This window comes from Xylanimonas sp. McL0601, assembly GCF_049852175.1.
Classification (GTDB): Bacteria; Actinomycetota; Actinomycetes; order Actinomycetales; family Cellulomonadaceae; genus Xylanimonas.
Map to the genome: position 1 here is coordinate 2,692,763 of NZ_CP187527.1, position 14,633 is coordinate 2,707,395.

Consider the following 14,633-nt stretch of genomic DNA (forward strand, 5'->3'; position numbering starts at 1 on the left):
TGCAGGAAGTGTCCGCCGTGTTACGCGCAGCGAACGAACCGACCACCAATGGGCTCCCGGCCGCCGGTCCGTGGTCGCCCGCGCCACGTGGGACCCGACGCCGCGGCGGCTCGGACCCTGCCCCGGCGCCCCTCACGACGGCGACCTCCGCCACCCCACCCGTGCGGAGGGTGGTGACGGAGGCCGCGATGCCGTCGGCGTCCACTCGACCGCGTACCGCGCTGTCGTCGTGCTGATGGGTTCGCCGTCGACCACGTGCGTCACAGCCTGGGCACCGCGAAGTCGTCGGTGGCGCGGACCAGCGGCCGCACAATGCCGGCGGCCTCGACCACGGACTGCTGCCCGGTTCGATGGGGCCGAGTCGCTCGGCTCGGCCCCGCCGCAGGTGAACGGCAGTCTTGGCCGGTCAGACGACCGACCCTAACTGCCCCGATTTACTAGACGTTGAACCCCAACATCCGCAGCTGCTCGCGCCCCTCGTCCGTGATCTTCTCGGGCCCCCACGGCGGCATCCAAACCCAGTTCACCCGAAAATCAGCAACCAGCCCTTCAAGCGCGGTAGCCGACTGATCCTCGATCACATCGGTGAGCGGGCAAGCCGCGGACGTGAGAGTCATGTCAATGGTCGCAACATTGTTCTGATCGATCTGCACGCCATAAACGAGCCCAAGATCCACCACGTTGATCCCCAGCTCGGGGTCGATGACGTCGCGGAGCGCCTCCTCGACATCGGCCACGGTGGTTGCACCGGCCGACAGCACGTCGTCCGTCATAAGAGGTCCTCCTTCAGCCGGCCAGCGCGCCACTGCGCGCAAGCGAGTCCTTGAGCGCGGCCCAGCCGAGCAGCGCGCACTTGATGCGGGCGGGGAACTGCGAGGTCCCCGTGAAGGCCGTCGCGTCGCCGAGCAGGTCTTCCTCCTCCTCGGAGGTGAGCCCCTTGCCCCGCGAGGCCATCAGGTCGTGGAACAAGCCGTCCAGCCGAGAGACCTCGGCGAGCGGCCGCCCGGTGACCAGCTCGGTCATCACAGAGGTCGACGCCTGCGAGATGGAGCATCCCTGTCCCTCCCACGAGACGCCGGTGACCACCGGGACGCCGTCGGCTCCCGGCGCGACGGCGACGCGAAGCGTCACCTCGTCGCCGCACGTGGGGTTGACCTGATGCGACTCCCCCGCGGCCGCGCCCGCCGGCGCGTCCACGAGGCCGCGACCATGCGGGCGCTTGGCGTGGTCGAGGATCACCTGCTGGTACATCTGCTCAAGCGAGCTCATACCTCTCCGTTCACTCTTCTCCGAAGAACGCGCGGACACCCGCCAGCGCTTCCCGGAAAGCCACGACCTCGTCGAGAGTCGTGTAGACCGACGCCGACGCACGCGCCGTCGCCGCGATGCCGAACCGGCGGTGCAACGGCTGCGCGCAGTGATGCCCGACCCTGACGGCGATGCCCCGGTCGTCGAGCACCTGACCGACGTCGTGCGCGTGCACCCCGTCGACGACGAAGCTCACCACGGCGAGCCGGTCGACCGCCTCGAGCGGCCCAATGACCCGGACCCCAGGGATCTCGGCGATGCGAAGCAGCTCCCCGGCGAGAGCCCGCTCATGCTCCGCGACGGCGGACATGCCGAGCTCGCCGAGCCACTGCGCGGCGACACCCATACCGACGGCCTGGGCGACCATCTGCGTGCCGGCCTCGAACCGCTGGGGCGGCGGCGCGTAGGTGGTCGCCGCCATGGTGACGACCTCGACCATCGACCCGCCCGTGGTCACGGGGGGCATGGCCTCGAGCAGCTCGCGCCGCCCGTACAGGGCGCCGACGCCGGTGGGACCGAGCATCTTGTGCCCGCTGAACGCGGCGTAGTCGACGCCGAGCGCGTGCAGGTCCACCCGCAGGTGCGGCACGGACTGGCACGCGTCGAGCACGGTGTACGCACCGACCCGCCGCGCCGCTGCCACCAGCTCAGACACCGGCGCCACGGCCCCCGTCACGTTCGAGACATGCCCGAACGCGACAACCCGGGTCCGCGAAGTGATGACGGAGTCGACGTCCGACAGGTCGAGACGCCCGTCCTCCCCCACCGGGAACCACCGCAGCACCGCCCCGGTCCGGGCGCACAGCTCCTGCCACGGCACGAGGTTCGCGTGGTGCTCGGCCTCGGTGACGACGATCTCGTCGCCGGGCTTCAGCACGAAGCGCTCCGACGCCGGAGCCCCCCGCCCCAGAGAGCTGTTCGAGAACGCGTACGCGACGAGGTTGATCGCCGCCGTCGCGCCCGAGGTCCAGACGATCTCGTCGTCGTCGGCGCCCACGAAGGACGCGACGGCGGACCGCGCGTCTTCGAATGCCTCGGTGGCCTCTTCGGCGAGCTGGTGCGCGCCGCGGTGCACGGCGGCGTTGCGCTGCTCGTAGAAGTCGACCTCGGCCTCGAGCACCACGTTCGGCTTCTGCGAGGTGGCCGCCGAGTCGAGGTAGACGAGAGGGCGACCGCCCCGCACCGTGCGCCCGAGCAGCGGGAAGTCCGCGCGGACGGCGGCCCAGTCGACGGGCGTGCCGGCGGCGCCCGGGCGCACGGTGTCGGTGGCAGTCATGTCAGTTCCTCAGCTCAGGCCATCGTGGCGCCGGTGCCCACGTACCGGTCGTAGCCCTCGTTCTCGAGGCGCTCGGCCAGCTCGGGGCCGCCCTCCTCGGCGATGCGTCCGTCGACGAACACGTGCACGAAGTCGGGCTTGATGTAGCGCAGGATGCGCGTGTAGTGCGTGATGAGCAGGACGCCGACGTCGGTCGACTCGTGCGCCCGGTTCACGCCCTCGGACACGACGCGGAGCGCGTCGACGTCGAGGCCCGAGTCGGTCTCGTCGAGGATCGCGAAGCGCGGCTTGAACAGCTCGAGCTGCAGGATCTCGTGACGCTTCTTCTCGCCGCCCGAGAAGCCCTCGTTGACCGAACGCTCGGCGAAGGCCGGGTCGATGCGCAGGTTCTCCATCGCGCCCTTGACCTCCTTGCCCCAGGTGCGGAGCTTGGGGGCCTCGCCCGAGATGGCGGTCTTCGCGGTGCGCAGGAAGTTCGCGACCGAGACGCCGGGCACCTCGACCGGGTACTGCATCGCGAGGAAGAGGCCGGCGCGGGCGCGCTCGTCGACGGTCATGGCGAGCAGGTCCGCGCCGTCGAGCGTCGCGGTGCCCGAGGTCACCTTGTACTTCGGGTGGCCCGCGAGCGCCGAGGCGAGCGTGGACTTGCCGGAGCCGTTGGGGCCCATGATGGCGTGGGTCTCGCCGCTGTTGATGGTCAGGTCGACGCCGCGCAGGATCGGCTTGGCGCCCTCCTTCGTCTCGACGGAGACGTGGAGGTCGCGGATCTCCAGGGTGGCCATATCTCTACTCCAGGTTCTTCGAAATCACAGGGCGACGGGGGCGTCGACGTCGACCAGGACGTTCTCGCCGTCGATCGTCACCGGGTACACGGGGACGGGCTTGATCGCGGGCAGTTGCACGGGCTTGCCGGTGCGGACGTCGAACTGCGAGCCGTGCAGCCAGCACTCGACGAGGCAGCCCTCCACCTCGCCGTCGGACAGCGAGACCTGGCCGTGCGAGCAGATGTCGCTGATGGCGTGGTACTCGCCGTCGCCGGTACGGATGACGGCGACAGGCACCATGGAGCCGTCCACGCCGTCGAGCTCGACGAGCATGGCCTCCTCGGGCGCCAGGTCGGCGGTGGCGCAGGCGTACTGGGCAACCATCAGGCGGGCTGCCCGGTGATGACGGCCATCGACTTCTCGAGCTCGGCCTCGATGGACGCGAGCAGGCGGTCCTGCACGGCCGGCACGCCGATCTGCTCGATGAGCTCGGCGAAGAAGCCGCGCACCACCAGGCGACGCGCGTCGGCCTCGTGGATGCCGCGGGCCATGAGGTAGAAGAGCTGCTCGTCGTCGAACCGGCCGGTCGCCGAGGCGTGGCCCGCACCCGCGATCTCGCCGGTCTCGATCTCGAGGTTCGGCACGGAGTCGGCGCGCGCACCGTCGCTGAGCACGAGGTTGCGGTTGAGCTCGTAGGTGTCGGTGCCCGCGGCGTGGTGCTGGATAAGCACGTCGCCCACCCACACGGTGTGCGCGCAGGCGCCCTGAAGGGCGCCCTTGTAGGTGACACGGCTCTTGCAGCGGGGCTGCCCGTGGTCCACGAAGAGGCGGTGCTCCTGGTGCTGGTCGGTGTCGGCAAAATACAGGCCGACCATCTCGACCTCGGCGCCCTCACCGGTGAACGACGCGTCCGGGGTGATGCGGACGACGTCGCCGCCGAAGGTCACGACGACGTGCTTGAGGCGCCCGTCACGGCCGACCGTGGAGCGGTGCGAGGAGGCGTGCACGGCGCCGTCGGCCCAGTCCTGGACGGAGACGACGGTCAGGTGCGCGCCCTCGTCGACGACGATCTCGACGGTCTCGTTGAGCAGCGCGTCGCCGACGTGGTCGACGACGACGACGGCCTGGCTGAACCGCTCGGCGTGGATGAGCAGGTGCGCGGCAGTGGCGTCGGTGGAGACGCCCTCGATGCGCACGGCCGTCACCTCGGAAGCCACGGCCTCGGCCGGGATCGTCACGACGGTGGACTGCGCGAACGCATTCCACGCGGTGACGGCGGTGCGGTCGCCGGGCTTGCCCGTCGTGCCGAGGCGCGAGTCGTCGCGGCCGACGGTCTCGACCTTGACCTCGGGGGCGGGCGTGACCGTCACGGTCACGCCGGAGTCCCCGAGCTCGGCCGCGAACAGCGGCTGCAGGCGGGCGACAGGGCTGAAGCGCCACTCCTCCTCGCGGCCCGTCGGGACGGGGATGTCCGCGAGGTCGAAGGAGGTGAGCCGCTCGGCGCGGGACCCGACGGGCACGACGCCGTGGCTGTGCGCGCCATCGGCCTTCGCTCGCGAGTGGTCGGTGGTCATCTCGGTGGTGCTGGTCATGTCAGCCGACGGACCCTTCCATCTGCAGCTCGATGAGGCGGTTGAGCTCGAGCGCGTACTCCATGGGCAGCTCGCGCGCGATGGGCTCGACGAACCCGCGCACGATCATGGCCATGGCCTCGGTCTCCACCATGCCCCGGGACATCAGGTAGAACAGCTGGTCCTCGCTGACGCGGGACACCGTGGCCTCGTGGCCCATCGACACGTCGTCCTCGCGGACGTCGACGTACGGGTAGGTGTCCGACCGCGAGATCTGGTCGACGAGCAGCGCGTCGCACAGCACGTTGCTGGCGGAGTGCGCGGCGCCCTCGAGGATCTGCACGAGCCCGCGGTACGAGGTGCGGCCACCGCCGCGCGCCACGGACTTCGAGATGATCGAGGACGACGTGTGCGGCGCCGCGTGCACCATCTTCGAGCCGGCGTCCTGGTGCTGGCCCTCGCCCGCGAAGGCGATCGACAGCGTCTCGCCGCGGGCGTGCTCGCCCATCAGGTAGATCGCCGGGTACTTCATCGTCACCTTGGAGCCGATGTTGCCGTCGACCCACTCCATGGTGGCGCCCTCGGCCGCCGTGGCCCGCTTGGTCACGAGGTTGTACACGTTGTTCGACCAGTTCTGGATGGTCGTGTACCGCACGCGGGCGTTCTTCTTGACGATGATCTCGACGACCGCGGAGTGCAGCGAGTCCGAGCTGTAGACCGGCGCGGTGCAGCCCTCGACGTAGTGCACGTACGAGCCCTCGTCCGCGATGATCAGCGTCCGCTCGAACTGGCCCATGTTCTCCGTGTTGATGCGGAAGTAGGCCTGCAGCGGGATCTCGACATGGATGCCCGGCGGCACGTAGACGAACGAGCCGCCCGACCACACGGCCGAGTTCAGCGCGGCGAACTTGTTGTCACCGTTGGGGATGACCGTGCCGAAGTACTCTTGGAACAGCTCCGGGTACTCGCGCAGGCCCGTGTCCGTGTCGACGAAGATGACGCCCTGCGCCTCCAGGTCCTCGCGGATCTGGTGGTAGACGACCTCGGACTCGTACTGGGCCGCGACGCCCGCCACCAGGCGCTGCTTCTCGGCCTCGGGGATGCCCAGGCGGTCGTACGTCGCCTTGATGTCCTCGGGCAGCTCCTCCCAGCTGGTGGCCTGCTTCTCCGTGGAGCGCACGAAGTACTTGATGTGGTCGAAGTCGATGCCGGAGAGGTCGGCGCCCCAGCTCGGCATGGGCTTCTTGCCGAACAGGCGCAGAGCCTTGAGGCGCTGGTTCAGCATCCACTCGGGCTCGTGCTTGAGCGCCGAGATGTTGCGCACGACGTCCTCGGACAGACCGCGCTGCGCGGTGGCGCCGGCGAGGTCGGAGTCGTGCCAGCCGTACTCGTACGAGCCGATCGAGGCAATGATCTCCTCGTCGGTGCGCTGCTCCGTGGGTGCAGTCATCGTGTTCCTTCCGCGGTGGCGTTCTGGGTGACGCCCAGAGTGGCGTTCTGGGCGATGCCCAAGGGGAGGTTCGTGACGCAGGCGTGCGCGCCGCCCGCGATGGTGGCCAGTCGCTGGACGTGCGTGCCGAGCAGCTCGGCGAAGGCACGGGCTTCCGCCTCGCACAGCTCCGGGAACTCCTCGGCGACGTGCTGCACCGGACAGTGGCCCTGGCACAGCTGCGCGATCGGCACGAGCGTCGCGGCCGCGACGGGCCGCACCGAGGCGGCGAAGCCCTCGTCGGAGAGCGCGTCCGCGAGCTGCCCGGCCCGCTCGGTGGGGTCCGTGGCGTTGATGCGCGGTGCGAGGCGCTCGACGACGTCGTCGTACCGCTGTGCTGCGAAGCTCACGACGGCGGCCTCGCCACCCGCCGCGCGCAGGTGCCGCAGCGCCTGGACGGCGACCTCGGAGTAGGCGTCGTGCAGCTCGGACTGACCGCCCGAGGTGACGACGTAGGAACGCGCGGGGCGGCCACGCCGCACGGGCGCGATGCCGGGGGCGGCGTGCACGGTGATCGTGCCGTCCTCCTCGAGCTGGGCGAGGTGGCGGCGCACGCCCGCCGACGTGAGGCCGAGGCATACGGCCAGGTCGGCGGCGGTGACGGGGCCGTCGCTCGCGACGAGCTCGAGGACGCGGCGGCGGGTGGTGAGCTCGGAGGACTCGGCCTCCGCGATCTGCGGAGGCACGACGTCGGCGTGCGTGGTCACAGTCGTCCCCCCCTCTCGCGGTCCGTCGGGTTCATCGCACGCCAGCGGTTCGCTGTTCGCGCGATATAGGCAACATACCTGTTGCGTAATCCCGCGTGTCAAGCAAGGTTTACCTCACCACGCGGACGTCCTCCCAGGTGCGGCACGTACGATCCGGGCGTGCCCAACCCCTCCGCGCCCGCCACGAGCGTGCCCGACGGCGCCGCCCTGGCCGTGGACGGGCTCGTCAAGCGCTACGGCGGCCGCGCCGTCGTTGACGGCCTCACGCTGACCGCCCGCTTCGGCGAGGTCACCGCCGTCCTCGGCCCCAACGGGGCCGGCAAGACCACCACCATCGAGTCCTGCGAGGGCCTGCGCACGCCCGACGCGGGCACGGTCCGCGTGCTGGGCCTCGACCCCCGCTCCGACGCCGCCGCGCTGCGCCCCCGGGTCGGGGTGATGCTGCAGGACGGCGGCCTGCCGAGCGGCGCCCGCGCGCTCGAGGTGCTCAAGCACGTCGCCGCCATGTACGCGAGCCCACGCGACGTCGCCGAGCTGGTCGAACGGCTGGGCATCGGGTCCTTCGCCCGCACCGCCGTGCGGCGCCTCTCGGGCGGCCAGCGGCAGCGGCTCGCGCTCGCGTGCGCCGTCGTCGGGCGGCCCGAGCTCGTGTTCCTCGACGAGCCCAGCGCCGGCATGGACCCGCAGTCCCGCCGCGCGGTGTGGGAGCTCGTGAGCGAGCTACGTGCGGACGGCGTCGCTGTCGTGCTCACCACACACCTCATGGACGAGGCCGAGTCGCTCGCCGACGTCGTCCACGTCGTCGACCACGGCAAGGTCATCGCGTCGGGCACGGTGCCCGAGCTCCTCGCCGGGGACGCGGCGGCCGACGGCGAGACGTCCGTGCGGTTCGCGGCGCCCGCCGGGCTCGACCTGACCGGGCTCGGGGACGCACTGGGCGGCGCGGCCCGCTGGACGCTCGGCGAGCCCCGCCCCGGCTCGTACGTCGCCACCGGCCCCGCCGACGCCCGATCCGTCGCCGCGCTGACCGGCTGGCTCGCCGAGCGCGGCGTCCTCGTCACTTCGCTGACCGTGGGGCGTCGCACCCTCGAGGACGTGTTCCTCGACCTGACCGGGAGGCACCTGCGGTGACCACACCGTCCGTCGCACCGTCGGCCCCGGCGCCTGCCTGGCGTCGCGTCGCCGCGCAGGCCGCATTCGAGACGCGCACGATCCTGCGCAACGGCGAGCAGCTGCTCGTCACCATCGCGCTGCCGCTGTTCCTGCTCGTGGGCCTCGTGCGCACCTCGATCTTCGAGCTCGACACCGGCGGCGCCACGCGCCTCGACTTCGCCACGCCGGGCGTCATCGCGGTCGCGGTGATGTCGACGGCGTTCACGTCGCAGGCGATCGCCACCGCGTTCGACCGGCGCAACGGCGTGCTGCGGCTCCTGGCCACCACTCCCCTGGGCCGGGGCGGCCTGCTCGCGGGCAAGGTGCTCGGGGTGCTGGCCGTTGAGGTGGTGCAGGTGGTCCTCATCACCGTCGTCGCGCTCGCGCTCGGCTGGCACCCGCACGCCGCGGGCATCCCGGCCGCCATCGGCGCGGGCCTGCTCGGCACCGCCGCGTTCACCGCGCTCGCGCTGCTCCTCGCGGGCACGCTGCGGGCCGAGGGCGTGCTGGCCGTCGCGAACCTCGTGCTCGTACTGCTCATCGTGGCCGGCGGCGTGCTCGTGCCGCCGGACCGGCTGGCGGGCCCGCTCGCGCACATCGCCGCGCTGCTGCCCTCGGGCGCGCTCGGCGAGGCGATGCGCGGCGCCCTGCTGGGCGGCGGCGTGCCGGTGGCCTCGATCGTCGTGCTGCTCGCCTGGACGGTGGCGTTCGGGTGGAGCGCCGCGCGGCTGTTCCGCTGGCAGTGACGGGTCGAATCTCACACCCGCGCAGCCCGGCCCCCGGCCGGACCCGCCGCCGTCGGGGACTAGCGTGAGCATCGTGGCCGAGACCCTCGTGAACGACCCGACGCTGCGGCGTGACCGCCTGGCGCCCTTCCGCCGCTTCACGCGCGGGGTGCTCCTCGCCAACGTCATCGGGCAGGTCGCGATCATCCTCACGGGGGGCGCGGTGCGCCTGACCGACTCGGGTCTGGGCTGCTCGCAGTGGCCGATGTGCACGCCCGGCAGCTTCACTCCCGCCTACCACCCGGCGACGACGTACCACTCGTTCATCGAGTTCGGAAACCGGACCGTCACCGGCGCCCTGACGATCATCGGGATCCTCGTGCTGGTCCTCGTCTGGCCCGACCGCTCCCGCTCGCGCGCCTACCGCACGCTCGGCATCGTGCCGCTCGCCGGCGTGCTCGCGCAGGCCGTCATCGGCGGCGTCGTCGTGCTGCTCGAGCTCGACCCGCGCTGGGTGTCCCTTCACATGGGCATCTCGGCCGCTCTGGTGTGGTTCTCGGCGTACCTGCTGCACCGGCAGGGCGAGGGCGACGGCGATCCGGTCCCGCTCGCGGGCCCGCGCGTGCGCGCGGCCGGGTGGGTGCTCGGGCTGCTGCTCGTCCCGGTGGTCACGCTGGGGGTGCTCGTCACCGGCTCGGGACCGCACTCGGGCGACAAGACCGTGGGCTACCGCTTCGCGATGGACCCCCTCCTCGTCACCAAGTCGCACTCCGGCTCGGTGTGGCTGTTCGTGCTCACGCTCGCCGTGCTGCTCGTCCTCCTCTCCCGCACGACGGCGACACCGCAGGTCGCGGCGGCCCGCCGCGCCGCCTGGGTGCTCGCCGTCGTCACGCTGATCCAGGGCGCGATCGGGTACACGCAGTACTTCACAGGCCTGCCCGCCTGGATGGTCGGCCTGCACATGCTGGGCGCGGCCCTGCTGATCTGGGCGACGGCGAACGCCGTGCTGCACCTGCGCACGCGCGCCTGAGCCGGCCCCGCTCGAGGGCGACGGTCAGGGGCGCGGCGGCAGCTGCTGGAGCGTCCAGCGGTTCCCGTCCGGGTCCGTGAACGTGACGAACCGGCCCCAGTCCTGCTCGTCGACACCCTTCGCGTCCACCCCGGCCGCGCGCAGCTGCTCGAGCGCGGCGTCGGCGTCGGGGATCACCGCCTGGATGACGTCGAGCGTCCCCGGCGTGAGCGTGCCGCCCAGGCCCTGGCCGAAGGCGATGGAGCAGGCCGAGCCCGGAGGTGTGACCTGCACGAACCGGATCCCCGGCATCGGGGTGTGGTCGTAGTCGACGTGGAAGCCACACGTGCTTTCGTAGAACTCCTTGGCCCGGTCCACATCGGTGACGGGCACGTGGATGAGCTCGATCTTGACGTCCATCTGCAGCGGCATGGCAGTCTCCCTCGCTCGGGGCGGCGCCTGAGTGCGCTCGCAGGCTCAGTGGACCACTGGCCACCGACAGGCGCTCAGCCCCGGCGGATCCCGGCGACCAGCTCCAGGGCCACCTTGCGAGCCGCCGCCCGGCGCTCCGCCGGGTCTCCGGGGAACGGAAGCGGGCTCTCCCCGTCGCCCACGAGGGTGATCATGACAGCGGCGTAGGTGAGGACCGCGCGCAGACCGGCCTCGGCCGAGGCGCCCTCGCCGGTGATGGCGCTCACGACGTCGATGAGCTGGGCCACCGTGGCGTCGTGCTGGGCGGCCGCCATCGCCGTCGGGTTGGCCTGGACGAAGCGCATCGCCTGCCCGGCCTCGCCGTCCGCGAAGGCGATGAGGCGGTCCACCAGCTCCTCATCGCCCTTCGGAGTGCGCGGGCGGGCCGCCGCCCACGCTCCGAACGCGTGCACCTGATCCAGGATTCCGGCCATCGCGCTGCGCACGATGTCCTCCTTGGTGCGGAAGTGGTAGTACAGCGCCGCCTTGGTGACCCCGACGTCATCGGCGATCTCGCGCAGCGACGTCTTGTCGTAGCCCTGCTCCACGAACCGCGTCATCGCTGCCGTGAGGATCCGTTCGCGGGTCGCGCTGCCGTCCCGTGGCATGACGCTCCTTCCCTCGTGGCCGCCAGCATAACCACCTGCGACTTCACTAACTTACTTGACGCCCGGCTAGAAACGGATGCAGCATCGAGTGGTTCCTAGCCGGTCGACAAGTAAGTGAGGTTGTCATGAGCCAGTCCGCACCCGTGGCCATCGCAGCACCAGCGCTGCGCGGCCGTCGCCTCGTCCTCTGCATCGTCTCGCTCGCCGTCGCGCTCGTGCCCGTCCAGCTCGACGCCCTCGTCGCCGCGACGGCGCTCCCCACCATCGCTGGTGAGCTGGGCGGTTTCGCCCAGCTGGCCTGGATCGCGACGGCCTATCTGCTCGCGATGGCCGTCGGCACGCTCGTCTCGGGGCGCCTCGGCGACCTGTTCGGCCGCCGCGCACTGCTCATCAGCGCGCTCCTCGTCTTCGGTACAGGCTCACTGCTCTCTGGCATCGCTCCGTCGATGGGCTTCCTCATCGCCGCCCGTGCCGTGCAGGGCCTCGGTGCCGGCATGACCTTCACCACCCTGATCGCGGCGGTTGCCGACGTCGCCCCGCCCGAGCGGCGCGCGCAGTACCAGGGCATCGTCGGCGCCATCGCGCCCGTCACGATGCTGCTGGGCCCCTGGGCCGGCGGTCTGGTCACCGACAACCTCGGCTGGCGTTGGGTGTTCCTGCTCAACCTGCCGCTCATCGCCGTGGCGCTCGGCGGGGTGGTCGCCTTCCTGCGCCTGCCGGTGCAGTCCGTCGGCGGCCGGGTCGATGTGCGCGGGCTCGTCGCCTCGACCGTCACGGCATCGGCGATCGTGCTGGCGGTGACGTGGGGCGGCAACGAATACGCCTGGAGCTCGCCGCAGGTGCTGACGGCGGTCGTCGTCGCCGTCGCGGCGCTCGCCGCGCTGGTCGCCGCCGAGCGCCGTGCCACGCACCCCGTGCTTCCGCTCGACCTGTTCCGCAGCCGGACCGTCGTGCTGGCGCTCGTCGTCCTCGCGGTCGCGATGGGCGTCGTCCTCATGTCCATGACGAACTACCTCCCCGCATACCTCGAGCTCGTCCAGGGCCGCTCCGCCGCCAACAGCGGCCTGCTGCTCGTCCCCCTGCTGCTCCCCGCGATCGCCACGGCAGCCGTCCTGGGCCGCTGGACGACGACGACGGTGCGCATCCGCGCAGCGATCATCGCGGGCACGGTGATTCTCGCCGGCGCCTGCGTGCTGCTCGCGACGATGAGCGCGACAACGCCCGGTTGGCAGACCGGCGCGTACCAGGTCGTCGCGGGGCTCGGTCTGGGCGCGATGTTCATGTCGCCGACGGTCTTGGTTCAGAACGCCGCTCCGGCGTCGGTGGTCGGCGCGGCGACCGGCACCGCTGGGTTCGTGCGGATGCTCGGGGCCGCAGCGGGCACCGGGGCACTCGGCTCGGTGTTCGCGCACGCCGTCGGGAACCAGCTCCCGGCGGGCGTCGACGCCGCGACGCTGACGCCCGCCGGTGTCGCGGCGCTCCCCGAAGCCGCGCAGCAGGCGGTGCGGGAGGCGGTCGCCGCTGGCTCGTCGACGCTGTTCTGGGTCACGGCCGCCATCTCGCTCGTCGCCGTGGTCGCGGCCGTCACCCTGCCGCGCCGCACCGCCGTGCAGCCCGCCGACAGCACTGCGCCAGCCGCTGACAGGGCCGTGACAGCGTGATGACAGCGACCGAGCGCAGCCTCATCGGCATGAACACTCCAGCGATCGAGGCCGAGGGCCTCGTCAAGGTCTTCGGCGAGAACCGCGCCGTCGACGGCGTGGACCTGACGGTGGCGACCGGCTCGGTCTACGGCGTCCTCGGCCCCAACGGCGCCGGCAAGACCACCACGATCCGCATGCTCGCCACGCTCCTGCGGCCCGACGGCGGCCACGCCCGCGTCTTCGGGCACGACGTCGTCCGCGACGCGCAGACCGTCCGCTCCCTCATCGGCGTGACCGGCCAGTACGCGTCCGTCGACGAGAACCTGTCCGCCACCGAGAACCTCGTGATCTTCGGGCGCCTCCTCGGCCTGTCGAGCCGCGCAGCCAAGGCGAAGTCCGCCGAGCTGCTCGAGGAGTTCGCCCTCACCGAGGCGGCGCGCAAGCCCCTCAAGGCGTTCAGCGGCGGCATGCGCCGCCGCCTGGACCTGGCGGCCAGCCTCATCGCGCAGCCGCCGCTGATCTTCCTCGACGAGCCCACCACGGGCCTCGACCCGCGGACCCGCATCCAGATGTGGGACACGATCCGCCGGCTCGTGGCGGGCGGCTCCACCGTCCTGCTCACCACGCAGTACCTCGACGAGGCCGACCAGCTCGCCGACCGCATCGCCGTCATCGACCGCGGACACGTCGTGGCCGAGGGCACCGCCGACGACCTCAAGCGGTCCGTCGGCCACCAGGCCCTCCAGGTCGCCGTCGCGCGCGAGGACGCCGACCGCGCCCGCGGCCTCGTCGCCGCCGTCGTCGGCCAGGAGCCCACGCCCACACCGCTCAGCGAGTCCGTCCGCCTGACGGTGCCGCTCGCCGACGCCGCGGCCGTGTCCACCGTGCTCCTGCGCCTGCGCGACGCGGACATCGAGGTGCGCGAGCTCAACCTCGCCAAGCCCACGCTCGACGAGGTCTTCCTCACCCTGACCGGCCACGCCGCGACGTCGGACGACGCCGCCGAGCAGGCCGAGGCCACCCCGAACGCAGAGAAGGTGCTCGCATGACCGCCGTCGCCCTCCCCACCGCCCCGGGCGCGCACGCGGCCCGCCCGATCACGCTGGCCACGACCGTCCAGCAGTCGCTCACGATGGCCTGGCGCGGCCTGCTCAAGGTGCGCCGCACCCCCGAGCAGCTCATCGACGTCACCGTGCAGCCCATCCTCTTCACCCTGATGTTCGCCTACCTGTTCGGCGGTGCGATCGCGGGGGACGTGCACGCGTACCTGCCGATCCTCATCCCGGGCATCCTCGTGCAGACCGTCATCACGACGTCCGCCGTGACCGGCACGCAGCTGCGCGAGGACATGGACAAGGGCGTGTTCGACCGGTTCCGCTCGCTGCCCATCGCTCGGATCGCCCCGCTCTCCGGCGCGCTGATCGCCGACATGCTGCGGTACGTGATCGCCACGACCCTCACGCTGGTGATGGGCTACATCATGGGCTGGCGTCCGGCGTCGTTCGCCGGCACGGTCGCCGCCGGGCTGCTCGTGATCCTCTGCGCCTGGGCGATCAGCTGGGTCTTCGCGTTCCTCGGTGTCATCCTCCGGAGCGCCTCGTCGGTCCAGGGCATCTCGTTCCTCGTGCTGTTCCCGCTGACGTTCGTGTCGAACGCCTACGTCCCGGCGTCGTCGCTCCCGGACGGGCTCAAGTCGTTCGTCGCCGTCAACCCGGTGACCCACGTCGTCACCGCCGTGCGCTCGCTCACCACGGGTGCCGGCGCCACCGGGGACGTGCTCGTGGCTCTCCTGGGCGCGGTCATCGTGGTGGCGATCTTCGCACCGCTCGCGGTGCGCAGCTACATGCGCAAGGCCTGACGACGGCGGCGGGGATCGGCACAGAGCTCTGGTCCTGGCAGCACGTGCTGCC

General features: G+C 71.7%; 16 protein-coding genes. 6 read left to right on the plus strand and 10 right to left on the minus strand.

Going from position 1 to position 14,633, the window contains the following annotated elements:
- Positions 1-437: 437 nt before the first annotated feature.
- The 8 genes from ACO4JP_RS12430 to ACO4JP_RS12465 are packed head-to-tail and all read right to left on the minus strand — an operon-like array spanning position 438 to position 7,115.
- On the minus strand, positions 438-773 hold the full coding sequence (locus ACO4JP_RS12430; protein WP_425954112.1) for a metal-sulfur cluster assembly factor: 336 nt from the start codon (positions 771-773) through the stop codon (positions 438-440).
- 13 nt (positions 774-786) lie between these two features.
- The gene (gene sufU, locus ACO4JP_RS12435) at positions 787-1,269 is read right to left on the minus strand and encodes a Fe-S cluster assembly sulfur transfer protein SufU (RefSeq protein WP_425954114.1); all 483 of its coding nucleotides are present in this window, start codon (positions 1,267-1,269) and stop codon (positions 787-789) included.
- 10 nt (positions 1,270-1,279) lie between these two features.
- A complete protein-coding gene (locus ACO4JP_RS12440; RefSeq protein ID WP_425954116.1) occupies positions 1,280-2,584 on the minus strand; it encodes a cysteine desulfurase in 1,305 nt (434 codons plus the stop codon).
- A 14-nt stretch (positions 2,585-2,598) separates the two neighbouring features.
- Positions 2,599-3,366 (minus strand): Fe-S cluster assembly ATPase SufC, encoded by a 768-nt coding sequence (gene sufC, locus ACO4JP_RS12445; RefSeq protein WP_425954118.1) that lies wholly within the window; start codon positions 3,364-3,366, stop codon positions 2,599-2,601.
- Between the two features lie 24 nt (positions 3,367-3,390).
- Positions 3,391-3,732, minus strand: a complete 342-nt coding sequence (locus ACO4JP_RS12450; protein ID WP_425954120.1) for a non-heme iron oxygenase ferredoxin subunit — start codon at positions 3,730-3,732, stop codon at positions 3,391-3,393.
- Entirely contained in the window at positions 3,732-4,940 is a 1,209-nt protein-coding gene (gene sufD, locus ACO4JP_RS12455) for a Fe-S cluster assembly protein SufD (RefSeq protein WP_425954122.1), read from the minus strand. Before sufD ends, ACO4JP_RS12450 begins: the two co-directional genes overlap by 1 nt.
- A 1-nt stretch (position 4,941) precedes the next feature.
- A complete protein-coding gene (gene sufB / locus ACO4JP_RS12460; RefSeq protein ID WP_425954124.1) occupies positions 4,942-6,369 on the minus strand; it encodes a Fe-S cluster assembly protein SufB in 1,428 nt (475 codons plus the stop codon).
- On the minus strand, positions 6,366-7,115 hold the full coding sequence (locus ACO4JP_RS12465; RefSeq protein WP_425954126.1) for a helix-turn-helix transcriptional regulator: 750 nt from the start codon (positions 7,113-7,115) through the stop codon (positions 6,366-6,368). Before ACO4JP_RS12465 ends, sufB begins: the two co-directional genes overlap by 4 nt.
- 159 nt (positions 7,116-7,274) lie before the next feature.
- Here ACO4JP_RS12465 and ACO4JP_RS12470 point away from each other — a divergent pair, with 159 nt between their 5' ends.
- From ACO4JP_RS12470 to ACO4JP_RS12480, 3 genes are all read left to right on the plus strand, one after another.
- On the plus strand, positions 7,275-8,246 hold the full coding sequence (locus ACO4JP_RS12470; protein ID WP_425954128.1) for an ABC transporter ATP-binding protein: 972 nt from the start codon (positions 7,275-7,277) through the stop codon (positions 8,244-8,246).
- On the plus strand, positions 8,243-9,013 hold the full coding sequence (locus ACO4JP_RS12475) for an ABC transporter permease (protein WP_425954130.1): 771 nt from the start codon (positions 8,243-8,245) through the stop codon (positions 9,011-9,013). The genes ACO4JP_RS12470 and ACO4JP_RS12475 overlap by 4 nt, the downstream gene beginning before the upstream one ends.
- A gap of 73 nt (positions 9,014-9,086) precedes the next feature.
- Positions 9,087-10,022, plus strand: coding sequence for a COX15/CtaA family protein (locus ACO4JP_RS12480; RefSeq protein WP_425954132.1), 936 nt, complete (start codon positions 9,087-9,089; stop codon positions 10,020-10,022).
- A 24-nt stretch (positions 10,023-10,046) separates the two neighbouring features.
- Here ACO4JP_RS12480 and ACO4JP_RS12485 read toward each other — a convergent pair whose 3' ends face one another.
- Positions 10,047-10,421 carry a VOC family protein gene (locus ACO4JP_RS12485; protein WP_425957107.1) on the minus strand — a complete coding sequence of 125 codons (375 nt, stop codon included), beginning with the start codon at positions 10,419-10,421 and terminating at the stop codon, positions 10,047-10,049.
- An 86-nt stretch (positions 10,422-10,507) separates the two neighbouring features.
- Complete coding sequence (locus ACO4JP_RS12490) at positions 10,508-11,080, minus strand: TetR/AcrR family transcriptional regulator (RefSeq protein ID WP_425954134.1); 573 nt, start codon at positions 11,078-11,080, stop codon at positions 10,508-10,510.
- 125 nt (positions 11,081-11,205) lie between these two features.
- Here ACO4JP_RS12490 and ACO4JP_RS12495 point away from each other — a divergent pair, with 125 nt between their 5' ends.
- The 3 genes from ACO4JP_RS12495 to ACO4JP_RS12505 are packed head-to-tail and all read left to right on the plus strand — an operon-like array spanning position 11,206 to position 14,581.
- On the plus strand, positions 11,206-12,741 hold the full coding sequence (locus ACO4JP_RS12495; RefSeq protein WP_425954136.1) for an MFS transporter: 1,536 nt from the start codon (positions 11,206-11,208) through the stop codon (positions 12,739-12,741).
- Between the two features lie 29 nt (positions 12,742-12,770).
- Positions 12,771-13,772 carry an ATP-binding cassette domain-containing protein gene (locus tag ACO4JP_RS12500; RefSeq protein WP_425954138.1) on the plus strand — a complete coding sequence of 334 codons (1,002 nt, stop codon included), beginning with the start codon at positions 12,771-12,773 and terminating at the stop codon, positions 13,770-13,772.
- Entirely contained in the window at positions 13,769-14,581 is an 813-nt protein-coding gene (locus ACO4JP_RS12505) for an ABC transporter permease (protein WP_425954140.1), read from the plus strand. Before ACO4JP_RS12500 ends, ACO4JP_RS12505 begins: the two co-directional genes overlap by 4 nt.
- Positions 14,582-14,633: the final 52 nt, after the last annotated feature.